The sequence below is a fragment of the Enterobacter cloacae complex sp. I3 genome (assembly GCF_014896175.1).
In the GTDB taxonomy this organism is placed as follows: domain Bacteria; phylum Pseudomonadota; class Gammaproteobacteria; order Enterobacterales; family Enterobacteriaceae; genus Enterobacter; species Enterobacter bugandensis.
On the sequence record NZ_JADBQZ010000002.1, the window covers coordinates 145,755 to 171,760 of the forward strand.

Genomic DNA, 26,006 nt, shown 5'->3' on the forward strand with positions numbered 1-26,006 from the left:
CCCGCTAACGGCTGCGCTTGGCGTGCCGTTCCCAGTTCTCCTGCTTCGCGTCGTCGGATTTTCGCAGGGAAACATAGCAAGCCCCGCTGCCGCCGTGATGCGGCAGCGCCACGCAGAACCCCTGCACTTCCTCGAACTCGGTTAACCAGCGTGCCAGATAGCTACGCACCACATTAGGATGCGAATTTTGCTCGCGCCCTTTCCCGTGGATGATGATGAGGTTACGTAATCCGTCACGACTGGCCTGGCGAATAAAGGAATACAGCATCTGGCGGCAGCGTTCAGCGGGCTGACGCAACAGATTTAAGCTGGCCTGTCGGGAGTATTTACCCGAACGCAGCTTATCAATAACGCCTTGCTGGACGCCTTCGCGCTGGAACGCCAGCGGCTCGTCAAGCGGCAATAGCTCAAGGAAACCCAGGGTCAGAAAGTTGTCGAGCTGTTCGGTATCGATGTCCTGGCGAGCCCGGGTATTACGGCTTTGCTGCCAGTGGATATCGGTGCAGCGTTTCAGGGGCTGGACATCCTCCATGGCGTCAAGAAAAAGGGATTTGTCGTCAGGGTTCATGGAAATCCTCCGGCTACATCTGGGCTTGTACTATACCTGCGCCAGACAGGTGTCTCAATAACCCTTAGAAGATGAGGCACGAGATAAATATTAACCCGATGAATATATATAGTCATTATAAAATGCACTTAAACCTGACTTAACTAAAACCCCATCAACGGTAAAATAGGTGATTTGCGTTAAATTTTTGTAAAATCAGTCATTCACCTTCCTTTCATTTTTCGGGAAAGGTGTTATAACTAAATTTACCTGCCTCATGGATATAATACCCAGGACTTGCGAAAGGACGCACTGCTGTGTGTACTATAGGGTCTGTCTGATGTCGGGCAGACTCTGTTTTTTTATTATGCGACATTCACCCTGAAACTATTTTTCTCGCTTCCCTTCTGAATTGCGTAATTAATGATTCGGCAAGCGGAGTTTGACGAGAATCCCGGCGCTGAATTAAATAATATGCGGCTTTTGGAAGCGACTCGGCAACCGGCAGAATGACCAGACGGTGCGCCAGCAGCGGATCACAGCCTAACTCCTGCGGAAGGATACTTAAAAAATCACTTTGTGCAACAAGGCTAATGCAGGAAGAAAAGGTTTCGCACACTACGCCAATCCGCGGTATTTGCGAGCGGTGGCTAAATAGATCTTCTAATTGTTTATAATAACTTCCCCGCGGCGTTGGCATTGTCCAGTTATAATGCAGCAGATCGTTAATGGATGTTGCCCCTGTCGCCGGATGCCCTTCCCGGCAAAATACCGCAAACGGTTTTTCGAAGAGTTTTTCAAACGTAAACTCATGGTCGTAAGGCCCCTGATAATAGGTGTTGATGGTGAAGTCCAGTTCGCCCTGGCGTAATTCATTGATCATCGACACCAGCTGCCCTTCCATAATTCGCACTTTAACCTGCGGGTGCTGGGCGTGAAAACGGGTGATGACGGCGGGCATCAGGCTGCGTGACACGCTGGCCCCCATCCCGATATTGATCTGCCCGGCCAGATCCCCCTGCCGCTGGCGAATGTCATCCTGCGCCGCACGCAGCTCTTCCAGAATCAGCCTGGCGCGCTGGTAAAACCCTTCCCCGCACTCGGTCAGCGCAACGCCTTTACTCCGGCGAACAAAAAGCTGCGCCGCCATGCCCTCCTCCAGCTCTTTGATGGATTTGGTCAGCGCCGGCTGCGAGAGATTCAGCGTCCGGCTGGCACCGCGAATGCTGCCCTGACGCGCCACTTCAACAAACGCCCGGATTTGATGGAATTTAATCTGAAATGACATAGCCCAACCGATAACCGTTGTTTATCAGAGTAAAGAAACTGTCATCTACTTTAATGGAAAGGGATGTGCGAGGGTAATTCCTGAACGGTTAAAACTGTGAAAAAACGGTTAGTGATAAGTAAAAACTATCACAGCGTGAAGCAGTTCACATTTTTTAATGATGACAGGAACAGATATGGACACACTGGCGAAGTACATCCAGACATTAGCCCCCCAGCTGATCGCATGGCGTCGCGATTTTCACCATTTTGCGGAATCCGGCTGGGTAGAGTTCCGTACCGCCGCAAAGGTCGCGGAAATTCTTGACTCCCTGGGCTACGAACTGGCGATGGGTCGCGACGTGATCGATGCCGAAAGCCGTATGGGGCTGCCCGATGACGCTACCCTTTCGCGAGAGTTTGCCCGTGCGCGGTCACAGGGCGCGCCTGAGAAATGGCTGGCACCGTTTGAAGGCGGATTTACCGGCATTGTGGCGACCCTGAATACCGGACGACCGGGCCCGACGCTGGCGTTTCGCGTCGACATGGATGCCCTTGATTTAAGCGAAGCGCTCGACGAAAGCCATCGCCCGTTCCGCGACGGTTTTGCCTCCTGCAACGCGGGAATGATGCACGCCTGCGCGCACGACGGCCACACCACCATTGGCCTGGGGCTGGCAAAGGTGCTTAAGCAGAACGAAGCGCAGCTCAACGGTACCGTCAAGCTGATCTTCCAGCCTGCCGAAGAAGGCACCCGCGGCGCGCGCGCCATGGTCGCCGCCGGGGCGCTGGACGGCGTGGACTATTTTACCGCCATCCATATTGGTACCGGCGTCCCCGCCGGAACGGCGATCTGCGGCAGCGATAACTTTATGGCTACCACCAAGTTCGACGTGAACTTTACCGGCGTTGCCGCACACGCGGGCGGCAAACCGGAGGATGGACGTAACGCCCTGCTTGCCGCCGCGCAGGCCGCCCTCGCCCTGCACAGCATCGCCCCGCACAGCGAAGGCGCTTCCCGCGTCAACGTCGGCGTGATGCAGGCGGGTAGCGGCCGCAACGTGGTGCCCGCAAATGCACTGATTAAGGTTGAAACCCGCGGCGAAAGCGAAGCAATAAACCAGTATGTCTTTGAACGCGCGAAGGCTGTCATTACCGGCGCGGCCGCGCTCTATGGCGTGAGCGCGGAGATGCGCCTGATGGGGGCCGCCACCTCCAGCGCACCGACGCCGGCCTGGGTTGATTACCTGCGTGAACAGGCGAGCCAGGTTTCCGGAATTGTGCACGCAATCGATAAGGTGAAAGCGCCAGCAGGCTCTGAAGACGCCACGCTGATGATGGCCCGCGTGCAGCAGAACGGCGGCATGGCGTCGTATATGGTGTTCGGCACGGATTTGAGCGCCGGACATCACAACGAAAAATTCGACTTCGATGAGCAGGTCATGGCTGTCGCCATTGAAACGCTGGCGCGAACTGCGCTCAATTTCCCGTGGACGCGAGGTGTGTAATGCAGGAGAACTACGCTTTTATTGCCGATGCAATCGATACGCGATGTCAGACGTTAACCGATATTGCCGACGCAATTTGGGATCATCCCGAAACTCGCTTTGAAGAGTTCTGGTCCTCCAGACGGCTCGCTGACGAGCTGGAAGCCGAGGGCTTTACGCTGACCCGCGAGGCAGGCGGTATCCCCAACGCGTTTATCGCCAGCTTCGGCAGCGGAAAACCGGTTATCGCTCTGCTGGGCGAGTACGACGCACTGGCCGGGCTAAGCCAGCAGGCGCACTGCGCGACGGCGCAATCCGCCACGCCGGGGGCGAACGGCCACGGCTGCGGGCATAACCTGCTGGGTACCGCGGCGCTTGCGGGCGCGGTGGCGGTAAAAAGCTGGCTGGAGCAGCACGGCGGCAGCGGAACGGTGCGTTTTTACGGCTGTCCCGGTGAGGAAGGCGGTTCCGGGAAAACCTTTATGGTACGTGAAGGTCTGTTTGATGACGTTGATGCCGCCGTCACCTGGCACCCGGAGGCCTTTGCCGGGATGTTTAACGTCAGCACGCTCGCCAACATTCAGGCGGCCTGGCGTTTTCACGGCGTGGCGGCGCATGCGGCCAACTCGCCCCATTTAGGGCGCAGCGCGCTGGACGCCGTGACGCTGATGACCACCGGGACCAACTTTCTTAACGAGCACATCATTGAGAAAGCGCGCGTCCATTACGCCATCACCGACACCGGTGGGATTTCGCCCAACGTGGTGCAGGCGCAGGCTGAAGTGCTGTACCTGATCCGCGCCCCGGAGATGGCCGACGCGCAGCAGATCTACCAACGCATCGAAAAAATTGCCCAGGGCGCGGCAATGATGACCGAAACCACCGTCGAATGCCGCTTTGATAAAGCCTGCTCCAGCTACCTGCCGAACCGCACGCTTGAGGCTGCGATGTACCGCGCGTTGCAGCACTACGGCACGCCGGAGTGGACCGATGAAGAGCGCGACTTTGCCCGCGAAATCCGCGCCACGCTGACGCCAAACGATCTGCAGAACAGCCTGAAAAACATTGCCGCCACGGGGGGAGAAGCAGGCAAAGCCTTTGCCCGCCGCCATCAGGAGACGCTGCTGGTGGATGAAGTCGCGCCCTATGCCATCACCGATAACGTGCTGGCGGGTTCAACAGACGTGGGTGACGTCAGCTGGAAAATGCCGGTCGCCCAGTGCTTCAGCCCCTGCTTTACCGTTGGCACGCCGCTGCACACCTGGCAACTGGTGTCGCAGGGACGAACCTCCATCGCCCACAAAGGCATGCTGCTGGCCGGGAAAGTGATGGGCGCAACCGCGCTCAATCTGCTGCAGGATGCAGACCTGCTGAAAACATGCCGTGAAGAGTTCGAACAACAAATAGAAGAAAAACCGTACGCGTGTCCGATCCCACCGGGCGTGACACCGTCACCTTTAAAATAAAAAAACACAACACAACAACACAACACTCCCGAGGAACGCCCATGAGTATGTCATCCATACCTTCGCATTCCCCATCCGGTAAGCTCTATGGCTGGGTTGAAAGGATCGGCAATAAAGTGCCGCACCCTTTCCTGCTGTTTATCTATCTGATTGTGATTTTGATGGTTGCCACCGCCGTGCTCTCGGCCTTTGACGTCAGCGTGCGCAGCCCGGCAGACGGCAGCCTGGTGGCGGTGAAAAACCTGCTCAGCGTTGACGGGCTGCACTGGTTTTTACCGAACGTCATCAAAAACTTCAGCGGTTTCGCTCCGCTGGGGGCCATTCTGGCGCTGGTGCTGGGCGCCGGGCTGGCTGAACGCGTGGGCTTGTTACCCGCGCTGATGGTAAAAATGGCGTCCCACGTCAGCGCGCGCTACGCCAGCTACATGGTGCTGTTTATCGCCTTCTTCAGCCACATTTCATCCGATGCCGCGCTGGTGATTATGCCGCCTATGGGGGCGCTGATCTTCCTCGCCGTCGGGCGCCATCCCGTGGCGGGTCTGCTGTCGGCCATTGCGGGCGTGGGCTGCGGGTTTACCGCCAACCTGCTGATCGTCACCACCGACGTGCTGCTCTCGGGCATCAGCACGGAGGCGGCGAAAACCATTGATGCGGCCATGCACGTCAGCGTGATCGACAACTGGTACTTTATGGCCAGCTCGGTGATTGTCCTGACGATTGTCGGCGGGCTGATTACCGATAAGATCGTCGAGCCGCGTCTGGGCAAATGGGAAGGCCGTAGCGATGAAAAGCTGGAGACGCTAAGCAAAGAGCAGCGCTTCGGCCTGCGCGTGGCTGGGCTGGTCTCGCTGGCGTTTATCGCGCTGGTGGCGCTGATGGTGGTACCGGAAAACGGCATACTGCGCGATCCGGTTAAGCATACCGTCCTGCCGTCGCCGTTTATTCAGGGCATCGTGCCGCTGATTATTCTCTTCTTCTTTGTCGTTTCGCTCGCCTACGGTATCGCTACCGGCAAAATCCGCCGTCAGGGCGATCTGCCGCAGCTGATGATCGAGCCGATGAAAGAGATGGCGGGCTTTATCGTGATGGTATTCCCGCTGGCGCAGTTTGTGGCGATGTTTAACTGGAGCAACATGGGCAAGTTTATGGCCGTGGGCCTGACCGACGCGCTGGAGGCTGCCGGATTAAGCGGCGTACCGGCGTTTGTCGGGCTGGCGCTGCTGTCATCCCTGCTGTGCATGTTTATTGCCAGCGGCTCCGCCATCTGGTCAATTCTGGCGCCGATCTTCGTGCCGATGTTTATGATGCTCGGGTTCCACCCGGCGTTTGCCCAGATCCTGTTCCGCATCGCGGACTCCTCGGTGATCCCGCTGGCGCCCGTCTCACCTTTCGTTCCGCTGTTTTTAGGCTTCCTGCAGCGCTATAAGCCCGAGGCCAGACTGGGTACCTACTATTCGCTGGTTTTACCCTACCCGCTTATCTTTTTAGGGGTATGGCTGGTGATGCTGGTGGCATGGTATCTTGTCGGCCTGCCGATTGGGCCGGGGATATACCCGAGGCTAAATTAAAGGATTGAAAATGCTGAGATTACTCGAAGATAAAATTGCGACGCCGCTCGGGCCGCTGTGGGTGATCGCGGACGAGCAGTTCTGCCTGCGCGCCGTTGAGTGGGAAGAGCACAGCGACCGCATGGAGGAACTGCTTGATATTCATTACCGCGCACAAGGTTATGAACGCATCAGCGCCACCAACCCGGGCGGGCTGAGCGACAAGCTGGCGGCGTATTTTGAAGGCGATCTCAGCATCATTGACACTCTGCCAACCGCCACGGCAGGTACCCCTTTTCAGCGCGAAGTGTGGCGGGCGCTGCGGTCGATTCCGTGCGGGCAGGTCATGCATTACGGCCAGCTCGCGGAGCAGCTAGGCCGCGCAGGCGCCGCACGCGCGGTGGGTGCCGCCAATGGCTCTAATCCGGTCAGCATTGTGGTGCCCTGCCATCGGGTCATTGGCCGTAACGGCACCATGACCGGCTATGCCGGTGGCGTGCAGCGTAAGGAGTGGTTACTACGTCACGAAGGGTATCTCTTGCTGTAGATCCCAGGCTTTTTGTGCTTAATTTTCTTCCGGTTAGGCTAAAAATCCATAATCAAGCTGTGGAATTTCAAGAAGATGGCAACACGTTGCCGTCTCTTGTCCTTATTGAGGGTTTGTCAGGCTTACGTACTTACCAAAAAGATGTTAAAATTGACCAATATCAATTAAGGCTTGAGCAAACCTATGATCCCGGAAAAGCGAATTATACGACGCATTCAGTCTGGCGGTTGTGCTATCCATTGCCAGGATTGCAGCATCAGCCAGCTCTGTATCCCGTTTACCCTGAATGAGCATGAACTCGATCAGCTTGATAATATCATCGAGCGCAAAAAGCCGATTCAGAAAGGGCAGACGCTGTTTAAAGCGGGAGACGAACTGAAATCGCTCTATGCTATCCGCTCTGGCACCATCAAGAGCTACACCATCACCGAACAGGGTGACGAGCAGATCACCGGCTTCCACCTGGCAGGCGATCTGGTGGGCTTTGATGCCATCGGCACTGGTCACCACCCGAGCTTTGCTCAGGCACTCGAAACCTCGATGGTTTGCGAAATTCCGTTTGAAACCCTGGACGATCTGTCCGGTAAGATGCCTAACCTGCGTCAGCAGATGATGCGTCTGATGAGCGGTGAGATCAAAGGCGATCAGGACATGATTCTGCTGCTTTCCAAAAAGAACGCAGAAGAGCGCCTGGCCGCGTTTATCTACAACCTCTCCCGCCGCTTCGCCGAGCGCGGTTTCTCGCCACGTGAATTCCGTCTGACCATGACCCGTGGCGATATCGGTAACTACTTGGGCCTGACCGTTGAGACCATCAGCCGTCTGCTGGGTCGTTTCCAGAAGAGCGGAATGCTGGCCGTTAAGGGTAAATACATCACTATCGAAAACGGCGAAGCGCTGGCCGTTCTTGCCGGACACGCCCGCAACGTGGCGTAACTCTCCGCATGTTGATAACCAGACTGATAAATTCACGTGATTTATTGGTCTGGTATCGTCGCTTCCGCTTTAAGACATTTTCACCGTAGCACGTCCCCATACAGCGCCTGAAAGGTTGTCGTTGAGGTTATGAATTGAGAGAAAGTTTGTTTTTCGTTTCAGTCGTGATCGCCTCAGTGACCTTTATCTTCATCTGGATCATGCTTGTCGGTCCGATGAAGGGGGAGGAAAAAACCTACGTTCAGGATTCCACGACCTTTGCGATAGCGGTGATGGTGCTGCTGTTCATTGCGTTTATCGCGGTGACATCCACCGTGCTTTTCCTCTGATAAATTTTCATGAATTATTGATCTGGCAAAAGCTCCCCTCTGTTTCATTCAGGATATATAGGTTACTCTTTTAATTACAGACTGTGGTGACAGTAGTAAGGAGACCTGTATGGCCAAGTATCAAAACATGCTGGTAGCTATCGATCCGAATCAGGACGATCAGCCGGCATTACGACGTGCTGTGTATTTACATCAACGGATTGGTGGCAAAATCAAAGCGTTTTTGCCGATCTATGACTTCTCGTATGAGATGACCACCCTTCTGTCGCCTGACGAGCGCACCGCTATGCGTCAGGGCGTCATCAGCCAGCGTACCGCGTGGATCCGTGAACAGGCGAAGTATTACCTGGAAGCGGGCGTGCCTATTGATATTAAAGTGGTCTGGCATAACCGACCTTTTGAGGCCATTATCCAGGAAGTGGTTGCCGGTGGGCACGACCTGCTGCTGAAGATGGCGCACCAGCACGACAAGCTGGAGTCCGTAATCTTCACTCCAACCGACTGGCATCTGTTGCGTAAATGCCCTTGCCCGGTCTGGATGGTGAAAGACCAGCCGTGGCCTGAAGGCGGGAAAGCCGTTGTGGCGGTGAATCTCGCGAGCGAAGAGGATTATCACAATTCGCTCAACGAGAAGCTGGTGAAGGAGACCATCCAGCTTGCCGATCAGGTTAACCATACCGAAGTGCATCTGGTGGGCGCCTATCCGGTTACCCCGATCAATATCGCCATTGAGCTGCCGGAATTTGACCCTAGCGTCTATAACGACGCGATCCGCGGTCAGCACCTGCTGGCGATGAAAGCGCTGCGCCAGAAGTTCAGCATTGACGAGAACATGACGCACGTGGAAAAAGGGCTGCCTGAAGAGGTGATCCCGGATTTAGCCGAACATCTGCAGGCCGGGATTGTGGTGCTGGGCACCATTGGCCGGACCGGTATCTCTGCTGCCTTCCTCGGCAATACCGCCGAACAGGTGATCGACCATCTGCGCTGCGACCTGCTGGTCATCAAGCCGGATGAGTATCAGACGCCGATTGAGCTGGACGACCCGGAAGACGATTAACGTAAACATCAAAGCCCGCCGCTCCGGCGGGCTTTTCTCATCAGCTCTCCATTACCGGCTTCGTCTGTTCACCTGACTCATCCTGCATCCACGGCGCGTGCAATACCATGCTGGGCAGCGCCAGCTTAATCTCCTGGGCGTTCAGCCCTTCAAGAATACGGATATTGATCTCCTGCTGGATGTCCATGTATTTATTGTAATCCGCGGTATTAACGATATGGACGACTTCAAACGTCAGGCGGTCGCGGTCAAATCCCAGAAAATGGGCACGATCGAATTTTGTCTCGCCGACATCGGTAATGATCTGCCTGACCATATCCCCCACGTAGCGCAACTTATCGGGCGGCGTGTCGCTGGCAACGCCAAAGGTAAAGACGATGCGACGCGTCTGCATGCGTTTGTAGTTGTGAAGCGTCTGCTGAAGCAAAATGGCGTTACCGCAGACGATCTGCTCCCCGCTCAGGCTGCGGATACGGGTCGTTTTCAGGCCAATGTGCTCTACCGTCCCCGCCACGTCGTTGAACACCACAAAATCGCCAATTTCAAACGGCTTATCAAAGCCGATAGAGAGCGAGGCAAACACGTCGCTGAGGATAGTTTGTACGGCGAGGGCGATGGCAATACCCCCTACCCCAAGGCTGGCAACCAGAGCAGTGATGTTGACGCCCGCGTTAGCAAGGATAGACAGCAGCATCACTGACCAGACGATGGCACGGAGAATAAGCCCCGTGATCACCAGCGTGACCGGGTTTTTATGGCTTCCGGGCGCCAGCATGACGTGACGAAGCCACGACACCACCCCCTGATCCATCCACAGCGCCACCTGGATGGCGAAAACCAGGAACCAGGCGTGGCTCACGGTACCAAAGAGATGATCCGGCAAGTCAACGAAACGCAGGCTGAAGAGCAGCGCCACCACAAACAGCAGGAAGCGGCTGGTGCGGTTAAGCATATCGGTCAGGATAAAACGCATCCGGTTGGTGGTCGGGTGCTTGTCGCCCCAGGTGGTGATGCCTTTCTTAACGAACGCGATCAGGCGCGTTAGCAGCCAGTACACCAGCAGCGTCACAAAGACAACCGTGGCGGCGCCTATCCAGAATGTCGGCGTCATCATCAGCGCGATGATGTCGAAGCGGGACAGAAATTGCATTACACCTCCTCGTATTACACAAAGGGTAAAGTATAGACAGAGGAGAAACGCTGGCCGCAGAAATAGGAAAACCGCCCCGAAGGGCGGTTTGTCAGGAGAAAGCGAATTACAGCGCTTTCAGAATCGCATCCACGCTGGCTTTGGCGTCGCCAAACAGCATATGGGTATTCTCTTTGAAGAACAGCGGGTTCTGCACGCCAGCATAGCCGGTGTTCATCGAGCGTTTGAAGACAATGACGTTCTGCGCCTTCCACACTTCCAGAACCGGCATCCCGGCGATTGGGCTACGCGGATCGTCCTGTGCCGCCGGGTTAACGGTGTCGTTAGCACCAATAACCAGCACGGTGTCGGTGTCGGCGAAATCATCATTGATCTCGTCCATCTCCAGCACGATGTCGTATGGCACCTTCGCTTCCGCCAGCAGTACGTTCATGTGGCCCGGCAGACGTCCGGCCACCGGGTGAATACCAAAGCGAACTTTGATACCGCGCGCGCGCAGCTTCTCGGTGATTTCCGCCACCGGATACTGCGCCTGCGCCACCGCCATACCGTAGCCTGGGGTGATGATCACAGAATGCGAGTTTTTCAGCATTTCCGCGGTGTCTTCCGCGCTGATCTCACGGTGTTCACCCACTTCTTCGTCAGAGCCGGTAGAAGAACCGTCAGAACCGAAGCCACCGGCGATAACGCTGATGAACGAACGGTTCATCGCCTTACACATGATGTAAGACAGGATGGCACCGGAGGAACCGACCAGCGCACCGGTGACGATCAGCAGGTCGTTGCTCAGCATAAAGCCCGCAGCCGCCGCTGCCCAACCGGAGTAGGAGTTCAGCATCGAGACAACCACCGGCATATCCGCACCGCCGATGGACGCCACCAGATGCCAGCCAAACGCCAGTGCGATGATGGTCATCACCAGCAACGCCAGTACCTGCAGGCCCACGCTTTCGGTACGCACGAAGACCACCAGGAGCACAAACGACACCACCAGCGCCGCCAGGTTCAGCTTGTGACGGTTAGGCAGCATCAGCGGTTTAGAAGAGATCTTACCGCGCAGCTTGCCGAACGCCACGATAGAACCGGTGAAGGTTACTGCACCGATGAAGATACCGAGGAACACTTCGGTCAGATGAATGTTGACCAGAATCGGCTCCATGCCCGGTTCGTGATACAGGTAGCTGTTGAAGCCCACCAGCACCGCCGCCAGGCCCACGAAGCTGTGCAGAATCGCCACCAGCTCCGGCATCTCGGTCATTTCAACGCGCTTCGCCAGGCGAATACCAATCGCGCCGCCGATGATCATCGCCACCAGGATCCACGCCACGTTGCCGGTATCCGGCCCGAAGATGGTGGCAATCAGCGCAATCGCCATCCCGGCGATACCAAAGTTATTTCCCTGCTGAGACGTTTCGTGTTTGGAAAGCCCCGCCAGACTGAAAATAAACAGGATTGCAGCAACAATGTATGCGGCTGTCACTAATCCTCCAGACATATGCTACCCCTTAGCCTTTACGAAACATTTTCAGCATGCGCTGAGTCACGGTGAAACCACCGAAAATATTGATACTGGCGATCAGCACCGCGATAAAGCTCAGGAAGCTGATCCAGCCGCCGTGTCCAATCTGCAGCAACGCCCCTACCACGATGATCCCGGAGATAGCGTTGGTCACCGACATCAGCGGCGTATGCAGCGCATGGGAGACGTTCCACACCACGTAGTAACCCACAACGCACGAGAGTGCGAAGACGGTAAAGTGGCCGAGGAACTCTTTCGGCGCGACGTCAGCCAGCCAGCCGAACAGAATAATGACCAGCGCCATGATGGCGTATTTGCGCCACGGAGAAGCCGGTTTAGCCGGTTCTTTTGGCTCGGGTGCCGCTTTCGGCGCAGCCTGGGGCTGGGCTGAAACCTGAATAGGCGGCGCAGGCCAGGTAATTTCACCTTCGCGAACGACGGTGACGCCGCGCACCACCACATCGTCAAAATCGACGGTGATGTTGCCGTCTTTCTCTTTGCAGAGCAGCTTCAGCAGGTTAACGAGGTTGGTGCCGTACAGCTGAGACGACTGGGTTGGCAGGCGGCCAGGCAGGTCGGTATAGCCGATCACCTTCACGCCGTTCGCGGTCGTGGTCACCTGATTGGCAACGGTATACTCGCAGTTACCGCCGTTTTGCGCCGCCAGGTCGACAATCACGCTGCCCGGCTTCATGGAGTCGACCATCTCACGGGTGATCAGCTTCGGCGCCGGTTTACCCGGAATAAGCGCGGTGGTAACAATAATGTCGACGTCTTTTGCCTGCGCGGCGAAGAGTTCCATTTCGGCTTTGATAAAGGCTTCGGACATCACCTTCGCGTAACCATCACCGCTGCCCGCTTCTTCCTTAAAGTCCAGCTCAAGGAATTCGGCCCCCATGCTCTGAACCTGTTCCTTCACTTCAGGACGGGTGTCGAACGCGCGCACGATAGCGCCCAGGCTGTTTGCCGCACCGATTGCGGCGAGCCCCGCCACGCCCGCGCCAATCACCATCACTTTCGCCGGTGGAACTTTCCCCGCCGCGGTGATCTGGCCGGTAAAGAAGCGTCCAAATTCGTGGGCTGCTTCAACAATGGCGCGGTAACCGGCAATGTTTGCCATGGAGCTCAGCGCATCCAGTGACTGCGCGCGCGAAATACGCGGCACGGAGTCCATCGCCATCACGGTCACGCCACGGGCCGCCAGCTTCTCCATCAGTTCAGGATTTTGTGCAGGCCAGACGAAGCTCACCAGCGTGGTGCCTGGATTCAGCAGCGCAATTTCACTCTCTTCCGGCGCGTTGACCTTCAGAATCACGGGCGACTGCCAGACTTCAGCACCGTCCACCACTTCCGCGCCAGCCTGAATAAAGGCTTCGTCATCGAAACTCGCCAGCTTGCCTGCGCCGCTTTCAACCGCGACGGTAAAACCCAGCTTAAGCAGTTGCTCCACCGTTTTCGGTGTTGCCGCTACGCGGGTTTCATTGGCTAACCGTTCTTTTGGTACCCCAATACGCATAGTTTTCCCTTCCATCGGTTTTTGATGATGGTTTGTCGATAAATGCCCGCGGTTTGTATCAATTTTCGCCAGCATGATAGCGACGAGAAATGAGTAACCCCGCAAAATAAAACAGTTACAAACTGTCTATAACCTACTGAAAATAGCGCTTGTGATCTACCGCCAGAAAACACTATTTCTTACTTTATCTGTGAAAAATAAGCGATCGGCGTCACTGACAGTGATATTTACCTTAAATTCATCGCCAGAACCGATAAATCGCGCAAGCGAAGCGGTAAAAACATGATATAGCGCCATAAGAGAACAAGTTATTAACATTAAATTAACTTGTAAAAGTCATATGCTTTATCAGTTTTGCTTGTCAAACGCCTGTTTTTTCGACATATCACTAAATGTTATCGAATTCGGTAATTGAGTGAGCACAGGCAGTGAAAAATGGCGCAGACAGCGACGGGTTTTAAATGCCATAATCGGGGCCGTCTCAAATTAACAACAATACCAGTACATGGTTTGCGCAAGGCGAAGGATTATTTTTATGAAGCTTAAGAACACACTCCTGGCGTCCGCACTTCTCTGTGCGACCGCCCTGTCTGCGAATGCCGCAACAGAGTTAACGCCAGAGCAAGCGGCAGCGTTAAAACCTTTTGACCATACGGTCATTGTGGGTCGTTATAATTCTATTGGCGATGCCGTCGCCGCCGCATCAAAAGCCGCGGATAAAAACGGGGCGGCCTCGTTTTACGTAGTTGACCAGTCCGATTACGGCAACAGCGGTAACCAGCGCGTGACCATTGCGCTGTATAAAGATAATGCACCAAAGGCTGACGCGCCGAAAAACCGCGTGATCAACGGTATCGTTGAGCTGCCGAAAGATCAGGCCATTGAGCTGGAACCTTACGACACCGTTACCGTTCAGGGCTTCTATCGCAGCCAGCCAGAAGTGAACGATGCCATCACCAAAGCCGCGAAAGAGAAAGGTGCCTACTCTTTCTATATCGTGCGTCAGGTGGATGCTAACCAGGGCGGCAACCAGCGTATTACCGCATTCATCTACAAAGAAGATGCGAAAAAACGCGTTCTGCAGAGTCCGGATGCCATCCCTGCGGATTCTGAAGCGGGTCGCGCGGCGATAGCCAAAGGCGGCGAAGAAGCGAAGAAAGTTGAAATTCCGGGCGTAGCGACCACTGCGGCGCCAAGCGCTGAAGTGGGACGTTTCTTTGAAACGCAGTCCACGAAAGGTGGCCGTTACTCCGTGACGCTGCCGGACGGCACTAAAATTGAAGAGCTGAACAAAGCCACTGCCGCGCAGATGGTGCCGTTCGACAGCATCAAGTTTACCGGCAACTACGGCAATATGACGGAAGTCTCTTATCAGGTCGCGAAGCGTGCGGCGAAGAAAGGGGCGAAGTATTACCACATCACCCGCCAGTGGCAGGAACGTGGTAACAACGTGACCATCAGCGCCGATCTGTACAAGTAACAAAACCGTTGATGAAAGGCGGCGCAATGCCGCCTTTTTTTGTTACTTTTTTTGAAAATCTGCCACACATCATTGCATGCTTTCGTTACACTCCGTAAAATCCCGCGCCTTAGTGTGATCCACCATTTTTATGCGCCTTAGCGAAATAATTATTCTGGATTGGGACTTTTCATAACAGGAAGCCAATGGAAAAGAAACTTGGCCTGAGTGCTTTAACTGCACTTGTATTGAGCTCAATGCTGGGCGCGGGCGTATTCAGTTTACCGCAGAACATGGCGGCCGTCGCAAGCCCTGCCGCCCTGCTCATTGGCTGGGGCATTACCGGTGTCGGGATATTGCTGCTGGCGTTTGCCATGCTGTTGCTGACGCGCATTCGCCCGGATCTGGACGGCGGCATTTTCACCTATGCACGTGAAGGTTTCGGCGAGCTGATCGGCTTCTGTTCCGCCTGGGGCTACTGGCTGTGCGCGGTCATCGCCAACGTCTCTTATCTGGTGATTGTCTTCTCGGCGCTCAGTTTCTTTACCGATACCCCTGAGCTGCGCCTGTTTGGCGACGGTAATACCTGGCAGTCTATCGTCGGCGCCTCGGTGCTGCTGTGGATTGTTCACTGGCTGATTTTGCGCGGTGTCCAGACCGCCGCCAGCATCAACCTGGTGGCGACGCTGGCGAAGCTGGTGCCGCTTGGCCTGTTTATCGTGCTGGCCTTCATTGCGTTCCGTCTCGACGTGTTTTCGCTTGATTTCAGCGGCATTGCGCTGGGCGTTCCGGTCTGGGAGCAGGTGAAAAACACGATGCTAATTACTCTGTGGGTATTTATCGGCGTTGAGGGTGCCGTCGTGGTTTCTGCCCGCGCGCGTAATAAGCGCGATGTGGGACGCGCCACGCTGCTGGCCGTCCTGGCGGCGCTGGGCGTGTATCTGCTGGTGACCCTGCTGTCGCTGGGCGTGGTGGCGCGTCCTGAACTGGCCGAAATGCGTAACCCGTCCATGGCAGGCCTGATGGTGAAAATGCTCGGCCCGTGGGGCGACGTGGTGATTGCCGCAGGGCTGATCGTCTCCGTCTGCGGCGCTTACCTGAGCTGGACCATCATGGCGGCTGAAGTGCCGTTCCTGGCCGCGACGCACAAGGCGTTTCCACGACTGTTTGCTCGTCAAAACCAAAATAATGCGCCATCAGCCTCACTCTGGCTGACCAACATCAGCGTTCAGGTCTGTCTGGTGCTGATCTGGCTCACAGGTTCAGACTATAACACCCTGCTGACCATCGCCTCGGAGATGATTCTGGTACCCTATTTCTTAGTGGGTGCGTATTTGTTAAAAATCGCCACGCGTCCGGCGCACTATGTTGTGGGCGTAGGGGCCTGTATTTACGGCCTGTGGTTGTTGTATGCTTCCGGGCCGATGCATCTGCTGCTGTCGGTTGTGCTGTATGCGCCGGGTCTGCTGGTGTTTATCTATGCCCGCCGCACGCATCAGCTGGAGAACGCGCTGAAACGCCGTGAAATGGCCTTAATCGGGCTGTTACTGGTTGCTGCCGTACCGGCAACCTGGATGTTAATGGGATAGCACTGTCTTTCCCATTGTTGAACTGTAAAGGAGAATACGATGGGAAATGCACCGCTTCGCCCAATACTGATCACCGGTGGAGGCCGCCGTATCGGCCTCGCCCTCGCCCATCACTTTCTCAACCTTCGCCATCCGGTCATTGTCAGCTACCGTACGGAATACCCGTCGATTGAGGGGCTGCGCAAAGCCGGAGCGATCTGCATTCAGGCTGATTTTTCCACCGACGAAGGCATTCTGGCCTTTGCCGAACAGGTTAAATCCACCGCGACGGGGTTGCGCGCCGTGATCCATAACGCCAGCGCATGGTGTGCCGAGAAGTCCGGCACGTCCCTCAGCGATACGCTCTCCGCCATGCTGCAGATCCACGTTAACGCCCCTTATCTGCTTAACCACGCGCTGCAGGATCTGCTGCGCGGCCACGGGCATGCGGCGGGCGACATTATTCACTTTACCGATTATGTGGTGGAGCGCGGCAGCGATAAGCATATCGCCTACGCGGCCAGCAAAGCCGCGCTGGATAACATGACGCGCTCCTTTGCCCGCAAGCTCGCGCCCGAGGTAAAGGTGAACGCCATCGCCCCGGCGATGATTTTGTTTAACGAACACGATGATGCTGAGTATCGCCAGCAGGCGCTGAATAAGTCGCTCATGAAAATAGCGCCCGGTGAGAAAGAGGTGATCGACCTGGTGGATTACCTGCTCACCAGCTGCTACGTCACCGGCAGAACCTTTGCCGTGGACGGCGGCCGCCCGCTGCGCTAGTGAAAGCGGCTCCAGAAGAAGATTAACACCCAGGCGCTGAGCCCCCAGCAGACCACTGCCCCGCCCAGCGCCAGGGGAAGCCGCAGAAAACCGGTGAAATACCACAGGGAAAGCAGGTAGAGAAAGTACGGAATGATTGACCACATGCCAAACACGATGGTCGTGCGTAGCGCTTCCGTACCCCGCTCAGAGGCCACAATATAGTGGGCAATCAGCGCAAAGGTCGGGAACAGCGGGATAAGCCCGGCAATATAGTAGTTTTTGGTTTTTGCCAGAATGCCAATCAGTAACACCACCAGCGCCCCCAGCGCGGCTTTGATCACCAGCCCCATATTTTTTCCTATAACAATCAAATAACAAGAAACGTCAGAATAACGGAAGCGGCGTTAATTTTGAAAGATTAATGGAAGGTTAAGGTTCCGCGGTGTATTTTGGCTTTTTTCACGAAAACAGACGCTGTATGAATAAGATTGTATATGTTGAAGACGAACCCGAAGTCGGGCAATTGATCGCCGCCTATCTGGGTAAACATGATATGGACGTCATTGTTGAGCCTCGCGGCGATCGTGCCGAAGAGGTGGTCGTCCGTGAAAACCCGGATTTAGTGCTGCTGGACATCATGCTGCCAGGCAAAGACGGCATGACGCTCTGCCGGGACCTGCGCGCCCGTTGGGACGGTCCTATCGTTCTGCTTACCTCACTGGACAGCGATATGAACCATATTCTGTCGCTGGAGATGGGCGCCAATGATTACATTCTGAAAACCACACCGCCTGCCGTCCTGCTGGCCCGCCTGCGCCTGCATTTGCGCCAGCACGCCAGCATCGAACGCGAAGCGCCCGCGCCGTCCCTGACGCCGCACAAAGCGTTGCGCTTCGGTACGCTGTCTATTGACCCGGTTAACCGCCAGGTCCTGCTTTCCGGCGAGCTTATCGCCCTTTCTACCGCAGACTTTGACCTGCTGTGGGAGCTGGCCACGCATGCCGGGCAAATCATGGACCGCGACGCGCTGCTGAAAAACCTCCGTGGCGTGAGCTATGACGGTATGGATCGCAGCGTTGACGTGGCGATTTCGCGATTACGCAAAAAACTGCAGGATAACGCCACCGAGCCCTACCGCATTAAAACCGTGCGTAACAAGGGTTATCTGTTCGCCCCACACGCCTGGGAAACCTGATCGTCGGATAGGATAATCTGCGCGAATTGAAGGCATTGCGCGAAAACGCCCTACTTTCGCGCATTTATTTTTACGTTTGCGCAACATTTAACTTGCTAAGCACGCAAACTATTCCATAATTAGCTTCTCGACTCTCCTGTCTTCAGCTCATCCCGCTCTTGCGATCGTTTTACTCATTTTCGCCGTGAAGCTTTCACGACATCGCTCCCAGAAATCTTGAAATGAGGATTTAAGCCCATGAATTATGTATAGCTACGGTCAGGTAGAAGCGATAAAAACCAATCTTGAGTGGATTGTTAATCAGGCAACCCTTAACCACACCTCACCCTCACGCACCGATCAAAAAGCGCTCTTTGACCTGCTGGAACTCATCCAGTCTTATGAAATACTGCTGGATCTCATCAGCGAATACGGGCCGGATGTGATTGATACGCACATTGCGGAAGGCCTGGCCGTGACCGAAAAATTCATCGCCAAGGTAAAAAACAGCGCGAAAGCCATATAAAACGCTCGACAGACGTGAAAAACCCGAAGGGTTTTCATGTATATTCTGCACATAGCGTTTTTTCGGTGAGATCCAATGAAAAAGCTGTTTGTGCAGTTTAGTGTGCAGAAAACCTGCAATTTACTGGAAAGGCTATAGCTTCTCTCCCGTTCGCAAAGCTATTCACGGCTCGTCATTTTCTGGTAATCATTAGGTGTTATTCCTGTCAGGCGATAAAATACTCGCCTCATAACATCCGGCCCAGAAAAGCCACATTCAACGGCAAGTTTCTTCGCTGGCATTTTTTCCTTTTCAATCAGTACTTTTGCTCTAGATACGCGCTCGCGTTCGAGCCACTGCGCCGGGGTAAGGCCAATTTCCTGCCGAAATATCCGCGTAAGGTGCCTCTGGCTGAAGTTAATATGCTCTGCCATCACAGCAACCGTTGTCACGTCTTTAATATTCGCGATTGCCCATCTCTGGAGCTCCTGAAGAGCTGTACGGCCATCAAGCGAAAGCGTATTGCTCCTCATAAAGTGAGACTGGTTAACTGGACGCCGGAAAAACATGACCATTTGATCGGCGACTTCTGCCGCAACCTCCCTACCGAGATCTTCTTCAACAAGTCGCAGTGCCAAATCCAGGCCTGAAGTAACGCCCGCCGCCGTTCTCACTCGCCCATCGTCAACATACAACGCATCTGCCTCTACGATTATTTGGGGATGCCTGGCGGAAAGGGTTTTCGCACATGCCCAATGCGTGGTCACTCTTTTTCCATTTAGCTTTCCGGTGAGCGCCAGGAGTAATGCCCCCGTACAAACTGAACCAAACCGCTTGCTTGACTCGCAGAGTGCGTTAATTCCATCCAGCACACGGGGGTCCGGCTGGTAATAAGCAATATACGGCGCGCCGGCAACAAGGAATGTATCTGCCGTAAGCCCACCGCAGTCTGACAGGGTTGCATCTGCCGTTATCTTTACGCCTGACGAAGACCGAATCACAGGATCGGTAACCGAAACAACGCGCAGCGAGTAAAAGCTGCGCTTAAGAACCCGGTTAGCCTCAGCAAACACATCTATGGGACCACAGACATCAAGCATCTGAACGCCTGGCACCGCCAGAATAAAAACGTTATGACTCATTTTAAGTCTCCGGAGTCCTGAATCATCTCTATGTCCTATAAAGTCTTTAAAATACATTTTGGGACATTCAAGGTAAACCTTATGCTGTATACCTACAACAGAGAAGAGGAGTTTTTCATGATTCGCACAACCGAAGATATCAGTATCCCGGACAGCAAAATGGCCCGTGAAGCCACCGAGTTCATTCGTGACACGGAATCCGATCTGCTTTTTAACCATTCAAGCCGCGTTTACCAATGGGCGGCTCTGGCCGGTCAGAAAAGAGAGGTTAAAGCCGATGCTGAGCTTTTGTACATTGGATGTATGTTCCATGACATTGGCCTGACTCGCGAATACTGTAGCTGCGATAAACGTTTTGAAGTAGATGGTGCAAACGAAGCACGGAAGTTTCTGGAAAGTTATGGCATCGGAACTCAGGATATTGATAAGGTGTGGACAGCAATTGCCCTCCACACCACGCCGGGTATTCCGGAATTCATGGCGCCGGAAATAGCGCTACTTACGGCAGGAGTAGAAATGGACGTGCTGGGAATTGATTTTGAAGTATTCTCACAGGAAGAAATCAGCGCAGTTACCCAGCGTTTCCCACGTACACCGCATTTTAAGGAGGACATTATTCAGGCCTTTTATGACGGCATCAAACACAAGCCGCACACGACATTTGGTAACGTAAAAGCGGATGTACTTGCAGACAAGGACACACTCTTCAAGCCTATGAATTTCTGCAGCATTATCCGACAGTCTCGCTGGCAAGGCTGATAACGGACAGCCTGAATAGTACCTGATGGGGGCATCAGGTACTATTCAGTCATGGGGATGTTCGGATAAGAGTAATAGTGCGAAAGTCTTCTTCCGGTCAACTGACAGTATGCCAGTGAAGCCACATTGCATCGCATTGCGTCTTATCCATCCGGTACCAAAGAGTTTTTCTCCGGATTCGGGGAAGATATAAATCTAGATTTCGCAGCTTAAGTACAATTTGCTAAGAATTCCGGCATCAGCGGCGAATTGCATAAGTTTGTAAAAAATTCAACACCTTCAGAACAAACGCTCGCATCAGATTGATCATTTCAAAATTACCAGCAGTTAAATCGATTCCCTTACAGGTTTAATGCATCTGTCGATGTAAGTCATGAACGTCTATTTATCCACTCAAGGGAATAGCAGGTGATTTTTCCGCTGTAGGGATATCCCTTTTAAATCCACTTACAAATGCGCTCGTGTTGGAAGAATTTCATGTATGGTATTCTTTAGTTGTTTATATTTAGTACAGTGCCCACAGTAGTTACATCCTATGCTCAATTACATTGTCATTAATTAGTTAGCGAGATAAGAATGAAATCAAATGTAACGTATACTTTTCATCACTTCGGCATCCCGTTACAGGATGGCGTTTTTGAAGGTGCATACAGCGAAAAAGCCGGGATGTATACAGTTGATAACCCAGGTCAGTTTCGTGTGCAGTGGCATAGATTTAAAGATAGTTCTCCACTCCACAATCTGATAAAAACTGTGCCTCACGTCGCCTTCAAAGTGGACAACCTGCTAAGAGCTATCGAAGATGAAGAAGTAATTCTTGGTCCCTATGAGCCCATTGATGGTTTCTTTGTTGCCATGATTAATGACAATGGCGCACCGATTGAACTGATAGAAACTTCACTCTCTGATGATGAAATCTGGGGAAGAGCAAGGTCCGGTCAAGGCGACCTTTACAGGAAGTAATTTTATCTGGGAGCCGTTGTGAAAGTGGCTCTCTGTGAATACTTATTTGAAGCCTGGCAAATAAATCTGAACTTCGCTCATCATCCACTCACGAGCCACATGAAGAAATTGTTTCCTACCACCAGCTTCCCACCGGGCCATTTTGCTGGCGCAATGACTAACCTCTTTCGTTTCGGTATTAATAATATGATCAAGCTTGTTCAGCCGAGAAATTGCTTCAAAACTCAAAGAGAAGACAGGCCTACCGAACGATAAAACGATCGGGCATTCGCCGCAGACGCCCCTATCAACTGCGTCATACATACGCGTGCTGGATGTTGTCGGCAGGTGCTAATCCTGCTTTTATAGCGAATCAGATGGGTGATGAGAATGCAGAGATGGTCTTCCATGTATACTCTGCGTGGATAAATGTTCTCGATAGCGATCAGGTACCATTTTTGAATCAGCGCTTTGGCGGATATGCAAATGCCCCTATAGTGCCCCTTAAGGTAAAAACAAAGTAGTTAATTACTTGATGTCCCGGTGATATTTAATGAAAAAGCTGTTTGTGCAGTTTTATCTTTTACTGTTTGTCTGCTTCCTGGTGATGACCATGCTGGTCGGCCTGGTTTATAAATTCACCGCCGAACGTGCGGGCCGGCAGTCGCTGGACGATCTGATGAAAAGCTCGCTCTATTTGATGCGCAGCGAGCTGAGAGAGATCCCGCCACACGACTGGGCGAAAACCCTGAAAGAGCTGGATCTTAATCTGTCATTCGATTTACGCATTGAGCCGTTGAAAGATTTTGAGCTGGATCCGCCCGCCATGCAGCGTCTGCGCGACGGGGACATCGTCGCGCTGGATGAGAAATACACGTTTATTCAGCGTATTCCGCGCAGCCATTACGTGCTGGCCGTCGGGCCGGTGCCCTATCTCTATTATCTGCACCAGATGCGCCTGCTGGACATGGCGCTGATGGCCTTTATCGCCATTTCGCTCGCATTTCCGGTCTTTATCTGGATGCGGCCCCACTGGCAGGACATGCTGAAGCTGGAATCCGCCGCGCAGCGTTTTGGTGAGGGGCATTTTACCGAACGCATTCATTTCGACAGCGGTTCCAGCTTTGAGCGTCTGGGCGTGGCCTTTAACCAGATGGCCGATAACATCAACGCCCTGATCGCCAGCAAGAAGCAGCTGATCGACGGAATTGCGCACGAGCTGCGCACGCCGCTGGTTCGCCTGCGCTACCGTCTGGAGATGAGCGAGAATCTGACCGAGGCAGAGAATCAGGCGCTTAACCGCGACATTGGCCAGCTTGAAGCGCTGATTGAGGAGCTGCTGACCTACGCGCGTCTCGACCGCCCGCAAAACGAGCTGAACCTCACCACGCCGGATCTGCCCGCCTGGCTGCAAACCCACATTGATGACGTTCAGAGCGTAAACCCGCAGCGCACGCTGTTGACGCGCGTCACGCCGGGTGACTACGGCGCGCTCGATATGCGCCTGATGGAGCGCGTGCTGGACAACCTGATGAACAACGCCATGCGCTACAGCGAAAGTACGCTCCAGATTGGCCTGGATTTGCAGGGCAACCGGGCCAGCCTGACGGTGGAGGACGACGGACCGGGAATTGCCCCGGAAGCGCGAGAAACCGTGTTTGAACCGTTTGTCCGCCTCGATCCCAGCCGCGATCGCGCCACCGGCGGATGCGGCCTGGGGTTGGCGATTGTCTACTCTATCGCGCAGGCGATGGGCGGCACGGTGCATTGCGAGGAGAGCGAGCTCGGCGGCGCGCGCTTCTGCTTTAGCTGGCCGGTGTACCATAACATCGCCCTTCCCGTCCCTGCCTGACCTCAAACGCACGCTGGCCTGACCCGGCGTGCTGTGCTATATGATAAGTATGTTGTAACTAATGAGAGTGTTTATGGCGAACTACGATCTCATCGAACGGCTTAACGGCACGTTTCGGGAAATAGAACACGAACTCCTGACCCTGACCGAGCGTTTGCAGGCCTGCCGCCTGCTGGCCGCGCGCGTCTTTACCCTGCCCGATGTGGCTAAGGGAGCCGAGCACGATCCGCTGGACACCATCGAGGTCGAACAGCACATCGGCAGCGCGGCCCTTGAGCTGGCGCTAAAACACTATCGTCGCCTGTTTATCCAGCAGCAGTCAGAAAACCGCAGCAGCAAGGCCGCCGTGCGCCTGCCGGGGGTCATCTGCCTGCAAACCGATGCGACATCGCGCGAAGCGCTGGAAAGCCAGATTGCGCATATCAACACCCTGAAAGCGGCCTTTGAAAAGATCATCACCGAAGAGTCCGGCCTCGCGCCTGCCGCGCGGTTCGAGTGGGTGCACCGCCAGCTTCCGGGGCTGATTACCCTGAACGCCTATCGGACGCTGACGGTACTGCGTCACCCCGCTACGCTGCGCTTCGGCTGGGCGAATAAGCACATCATTAAAAACTTCACCCGGGATGAGATTCTGGCCCAGCTGGAAAAAAGCCTGAAGACGCCGCGCACCGTCGCGCCGTGGTCGCGGGAGCAGTGGATTGAGCGCCTGGAGCAGGAGTACCACAGCATCGCCTCGCTGCCGGTGGATGCGCGCCTGAAGATAAAGCGCCCGGTGAAGGTGCAGCCTATCGCTCGCGTCTGGTATTCCGGTCAGCAAAAGCAGGTGCAGTATGCCTGCCCGACGCCGCTGATTGCGCTTTACGATGCCGATCAGGGCGCGGTGGTACCCGATATCGGGGAACTGCTGAATTACGATGCTGACAATGTTCAGCACCGTTACAGACCTCAGGCGCAGCCGCTAAAGCTGATTATTCCTCGGCTGCACCTGTACGTGGCGGGATGATTATTTCAGGCTACCGACCATCGCTTCCGGGCGAACCCAGGCGTCAAACTCCGCCTCCGTGAGATAGCCCAGCGCCAGGGCGGAGGCTTTCAGCGTCAGCCCCTCTTTATGCGCTTTTTTGGCGATCTCGGCGGCCTTGTCGTAGCCAATATGGGTATTGAGCGCGGTGACCAGCATCAGAGATTCATTGAGCAGTTGGCTGATGCGTTCGCGATTGGGCTCAATCCCCACCGCGCAATGCTCGTTAAAGCTCTCCATCCCGTCCGCCAGCAGACGAACAGATTGCAGCACGTTGTGGATCACCATCGGGCGATAGACGTTCAGCTCGAAGTTGCCGGACGCACCGCCCATGTTGACGGCCACGTCGTTGCCCATCACCTGGCAGCAGAGCATGGTCATGGCTTCGCACTGGGTCGGGTTCACTTTACCCGGCATGATGGAGCTGCCCGGCTCGTTTTCCGGGATGCTGATTTCACCGATGCCGCAGCGCGGGCCCGAGGCCAGCCAGCGCACATCGTTAGCAATTTTCATCAGCGAGGCCGCCAGCCCCTTCAGCGCGCCGTGGGTGTGGACCAGCGCATCGCAGGTCGCCAGCGCTTCGAACTTATTGGGTGCCGTGACGAACGGCTGTCCGGTGATGGCAGCAAGCTCCTCCGCCACGCGCACCGCGTATTCTGGATGGGTGTTTAACCCGGTACCGACCGCCGTCCCACCGAGCGCCAGCTCCGCCAGGTGCGGCAGGCTGTTCTCGATATGCTTCAGGTTGTGTTCCAGCATCGCCACCCAGCCGGAAATCTCCTGGCCGAGCGTCAAAGGCGTGGCGTCCTGCAGGTGCGTACGGCCAATCTTGACGATGTCGCGGAAGGCCTGCGCTTTCTCGTTAAGCGTGGATTTGAGCACGTTGAGCTGCGGGATAAGCTGCTCGCGAATGGCGATTACCGCCGCCACGTGCATCGCCGTCGGGAAGACGTCGTTAGAGCTCTGGCTTTTGTTGACGTCATCGTTCGGGTGGACCTTACGTTCCATGCCGCGCACGCCGCCCAGCAGCTCGCTCGCCCGGTTCGCCAGCACTTCGTTCATGTTCATGTTGCTCTGGGTACCGGAACCGGTCTGCCAGATAGCAAGGGGAAATTCGTCAGGATACTTTCCCGCCAGCACTTCGTCTGCGGCGTTGATAATGGCGGTGGCTTTATCGTTGTCCAACAGGCCCAAATCCTGGTTCACTTTCGCGGCGGCGCGTTTGGTCAGCGCCAGCGCCTGAATCAGCGAGACGGGCATTTTTTCGGTCGAAATACGGAAGTGCTCCAGCGAACGCTGGGTTTGCGCGCCCCATAGCTTGTCGGCCGGGACGTCGATGGCGCCCATCGAGTCTTTCTCATGGCGTACCGTGGTCATTACTTTCTCCTTGATAACAAAAGAGGGATTGCTCACATGCTTAAGGGATAAGTATTGATGACTTCTGAGAAA

Annotated in this window: 24 protein-coding genes and 2 pseudogenes; 17 read left to right on the forward strand and 9 right to left on the reverse strand. The window is 54.8% G+C overall.

The genetic code is table 11. The features are described 5' to 3' along the window. Positions 1-4: 4 nt before the first annotated feature. Both smrA and IM271_RS01970 read right to left on the reverse strand, forming a co-directional pair. Entirely contained in the window at positions 5-568 is a 564-nt protein-coding gene (smrA, locus tag IM271_RS01965; protein WP_193052092.1) for a DNA endonuclease SmrA, read from the reverse strand. A 355-nt stretch (positions 569-923) separates the two neighbouring features. Then, positions 924-1,835 carry a LysR family transcriptional regulator gene (locus IM271_RS01970; RefSeq protein WP_028012950.1) on the reverse strand — a complete coding sequence of 304 codons (912 nt, stop codon included), beginning with the start codon at positions 1,833-1,835 and terminating at the stop codon, positions 924-926. A 175-nt stretch (positions 1,836-2,010) separates the two neighbouring features. On the opposite strand from IM271_RS01970, the gene IM271_RS01975 reads away from it, so the two are divergent. From IM271_RS01975 to uspE, 7 genes are all read left to right on the forward strand, one after another. Continuing rightward, entirely contained in the window at positions 2,011-3,321 is a 1,311-nt protein-coding gene (locus IM271_RS01975) for a M20 family metallo-hydrolase (RefSeq protein ID WP_193052093.1), read from the forward strand. After that, positions 3,321-4,766, forward strand: coding sequence for a M20 family metallopeptidase (locus tag IM271_RS01980; protein ID WP_193052094.1), 1,446 nt, complete (start codon positions 3,321-3,323; stop codon positions 4,764-4,766). Before IM271_RS01975 ends, IM271_RS01980 begins: the two co-directional genes overlap by 1 nt. 41 nt (positions 4,767-4,807) lie before the next feature. Further along, a complete protein-coding gene (abgT, locus tag IM271_RS01985) occupies positions 4,808-6,334 on the forward strand; it encodes a p-aminobenzoyl-glutamate transporter (protein ID WP_045261473.1) in 1,527 nt (508 codons plus the stop codon). 10 nt (positions 6,335-6,344) lie between these two features. Next, positions 6,345-6,860 carry a methylated-DNA--[protein]-cysteine S-methyltransferase gene (gene ogt / locus IM271_RS01990; protein WP_045261474.1) on the forward strand — a complete coding sequence of 172 codons (516 nt, stop codon included), beginning with the start codon at positions 6,345-6,347 and terminating at the stop codon, positions 6,858-6,860. A 183-nt stretch (positions 6,861-7,043) separates the two neighbouring features. Beyond that, complete coding sequence (gene fnr / locus IM271_RS01995; RefSeq protein ID WP_006174991.1) at positions 7,044-7,796, forward strand: fumarate/nitrate reduction transcriptional regulator Fnr; 753 nt, start codon at positions 7,044-7,046, stop codon at positions 7,794-7,796. Between the two features lie 146 nt (positions 7,797-7,942). Further along, positions 7,943-8,125 (forward strand): hypothetical protein, encoded by a 183-nt coding sequence (locus IM271_RS02000; protein WP_224224379.1) that lies wholly within the window; start codon positions 7,943-7,945, stop codon positions 8,123-8,125. Between the two features lie 109 nt (positions 8,126-8,234). Further along, positions 8,235-9,185, forward strand: coding sequence for a universal stress protein UspE (gene uspE, locus IM271_RS02005; protein WP_028012944.1), 951 nt, complete (start codon positions 8,235-8,237; stop codon positions 9,183-9,185). Between the two features lie 40 nt (positions 9,186-9,225). Here the strand turns inward: uspE and IM271_RS02010 are convergent, their stop codons facing one another. The 3 genes from IM271_RS02010 to pntA form a co-directional block, all read right to left on the reverse strand. Further along, complete coding sequence (locus IM271_RS02010) at positions 9,226-10,335, reverse strand: mechanosensitive ion channel family protein (RefSeq protein WP_047368431.1); 1,110 nt, start codon at positions 10,333-10,335, stop codon at positions 9,226-9,228. A gap of 106 nt (positions 10,336-10,441) precedes the next feature. Continuing rightward, positions 10,442-11,830, reverse strand: a complete 1,389-nt coding sequence (pntB, locus tag IM271_RS02015; RefSeq protein ID WP_013096868.1) for a Re/Si-specific NAD(P)(+) transhydrogenase subunit beta — start codon at positions 11,828-11,830, stop codon at positions 10,442-10,444. A gap of 10 nt (positions 11,831-11,840) precedes the next feature. Then, positions 11,841-13,370, reverse strand: coding sequence for a Re/Si-specific NAD(P)(+) transhydrogenase subunit alpha (pntA, locus tag IM271_RS02020; protein WP_028012942.1), 1,530 nt, complete (start codon positions 13,368-13,370; stop codon positions 11,841-11,843). Between the two features lie 535 nt (positions 13,371-13,905). Between pntA and ydgH the strand changes: the two genes are divergently transcribed. From ydgH to folM, 3 genes are all read left to right on the forward strand, one after another. Continuing rightward, positions 13,906-14,850, forward strand: coding sequence for a DUF1471 family protein YdgH (ydgH, locus tag IM271_RS02025; protein WP_014883599.1), 945 nt, complete (start codon positions 13,906-13,908; stop codon positions 14,848-14,850). A 185-nt stretch (positions 14,851-15,035) separates the two neighbouring features. Then, a complete protein-coding gene (locus IM271_RS02030; RefSeq protein WP_028012940.1) occupies positions 15,036-16,418 on the forward strand; it encodes an amino acid permease in 1,383 nt (460 codons plus the stop codon). Positions 16,419-16,457: 39 nt separating this feature from the next. Next, complete coding sequence (gene folM / locus IM271_RS02035; protein WP_192986068.1) at positions 16,458-17,180, forward strand: dihydromonapterin reductase; 723 nt, start codon at positions 16,458-16,460, stop codon at positions 17,178-17,180. On the opposite strand, the gene IM271_RS02040 is transcribed toward folM, so the two are convergent. Further along, on the reverse strand, positions 17,177-17,512 hold the full coding sequence (locus IM271_RS02040) for a GlpM family protein (protein WP_014883596.1): 336 nt from the start codon (positions 17,510-17,512) through the stop codon (positions 17,177-17,179). The two genes, folM and IM271_RS02040, sit on opposite strands and share 4 nt — an antisense overlap. A 128-nt stretch (positions 17,513-17,640) precedes the next feature. On the opposite strand from IM271_RS02040, the gene rstA reads away from it, so the two are divergent. Then, on the forward strand, positions 17,641-18,357 hold the full coding sequence (gene rstA, locus IM271_RS02045) for a two-component system response regulator RstA (RefSeq protein ID WP_028012938.1): 717 nt from the start codon (positions 17,641-17,643) through the stop codon (positions 18,355-18,357). A gap of 244 nt (positions 18,358-18,601) precedes the next feature. Next, positions 18,602-18,862 (forward strand): hypothetical protein, encoded by a 261-nt coding sequence (locus IM271_RS02050; RefSeq protein WP_192986065.1) that lies wholly within the window; start codon positions 18,602-18,604, stop codon positions 18,860-18,862. A gap of 158 nt (positions 18,863-19,020) precedes the next feature. On the opposite strand, the gene IM271_RS02055 is transcribed toward IM271_RS02050, so the two are convergent. Further along, positions 19,021-19,983 carry a GlxA family transcriptional regulator gene (locus IM271_RS02055; protein WP_193052095.1) on the reverse strand — a complete coding sequence of 321 codons (963 nt, stop codon included), beginning with the start codon at positions 19,981-19,983 and terminating at the stop codon, positions 19,021-19,023. A 117-nt stretch (positions 19,984-20,100) separates the two neighbouring features. Here IM271_RS02055 and IM271_RS02060 point away from each other — a divergent pair, with 117 nt between their 5' ends. Together IM271_RS02060 and IM271_RS02065 are read left to right on the forward strand one after the other, a co-directional pair. Then, a complete protein-coding gene (locus IM271_RS02060) occupies positions 20,101-20,742 on the forward strand; it encodes an HD domain-containing protein (protein WP_193052096.1) in 642 nt (213 codons plus the stop codon). 576 nt (positions 20,743-21,318) lie between these two features. Beyond that, positions 21,319-21,705: a hypothetical protein gene (locus IM271_RS02065; RefSeq protein ID WP_193052097.1), complete on the forward strand. Its 387-nt coding sequence runs from the start codon at positions 21,319-21,321 to the stop codon at positions 21,703-21,705. A gap of 42 nt (positions 21,706-21,747) precedes the next feature. Here the strand turns inward: IM271_RS02065 and IM271_RS02070 are convergent. Beyond that, positions 21,748-21,924 (reverse strand): annotated as a pseudogene (locus tag IM271_RS02070) (KilA-N domain-containing protein); the annotation flags it as partial. 32 nt (positions 21,925-21,956) lie between these two features. Here IM271_RS02070 and IM271_RS02075 point away from each other — a divergent pair. The 3 genes and pseudogenes from IM271_RS02075 to tus form a co-directional block, all read left to right on the forward strand. Further along, positions 21,957-22,208: pseudogene (locus IM271_RS02075) on the forward strand (tyrosine-type recombinase/integrase); the annotation flags it as partial. Between the two features lie 29 nt (positions 22,209-22,237). Beyond that, a complete protein-coding gene (gene rstB, locus IM271_RS02080) occupies positions 22,238-23,536 on the forward strand; it encodes a two-component system sensor histidine kinase RstB (protein WP_048999470.1) in 1,299 nt (432 codons plus the stop codon). Positions 23,537-23,609: 73 nt separating this feature from the next. Further along, positions 23,610-24,539 (forward strand): DNA replication terminus site-binding protein, encoded by a 930-nt coding sequence (tus, locus tag IM271_RS02085; RefSeq protein ID WP_193052098.1) that lies wholly within the window; start codon positions 23,610-23,612, stop codon positions 24,537-24,539. Here tus and fumC read toward each other — a convergent pair whose 3' ends face one another. After that, positions 24,540-25,934 carry a class II fumarate hydratase gene (gene fumC, locus IM271_RS02090; protein WP_193052099.1) on the reverse strand — a complete coding sequence of 465 codons (1,395 nt, stop codon included), beginning with the start codon at positions 25,932-25,934 and terminating at the stop codon, positions 24,540-24,542. Positions 25,935-26,006: the final 72 nt, after the last annotated feature.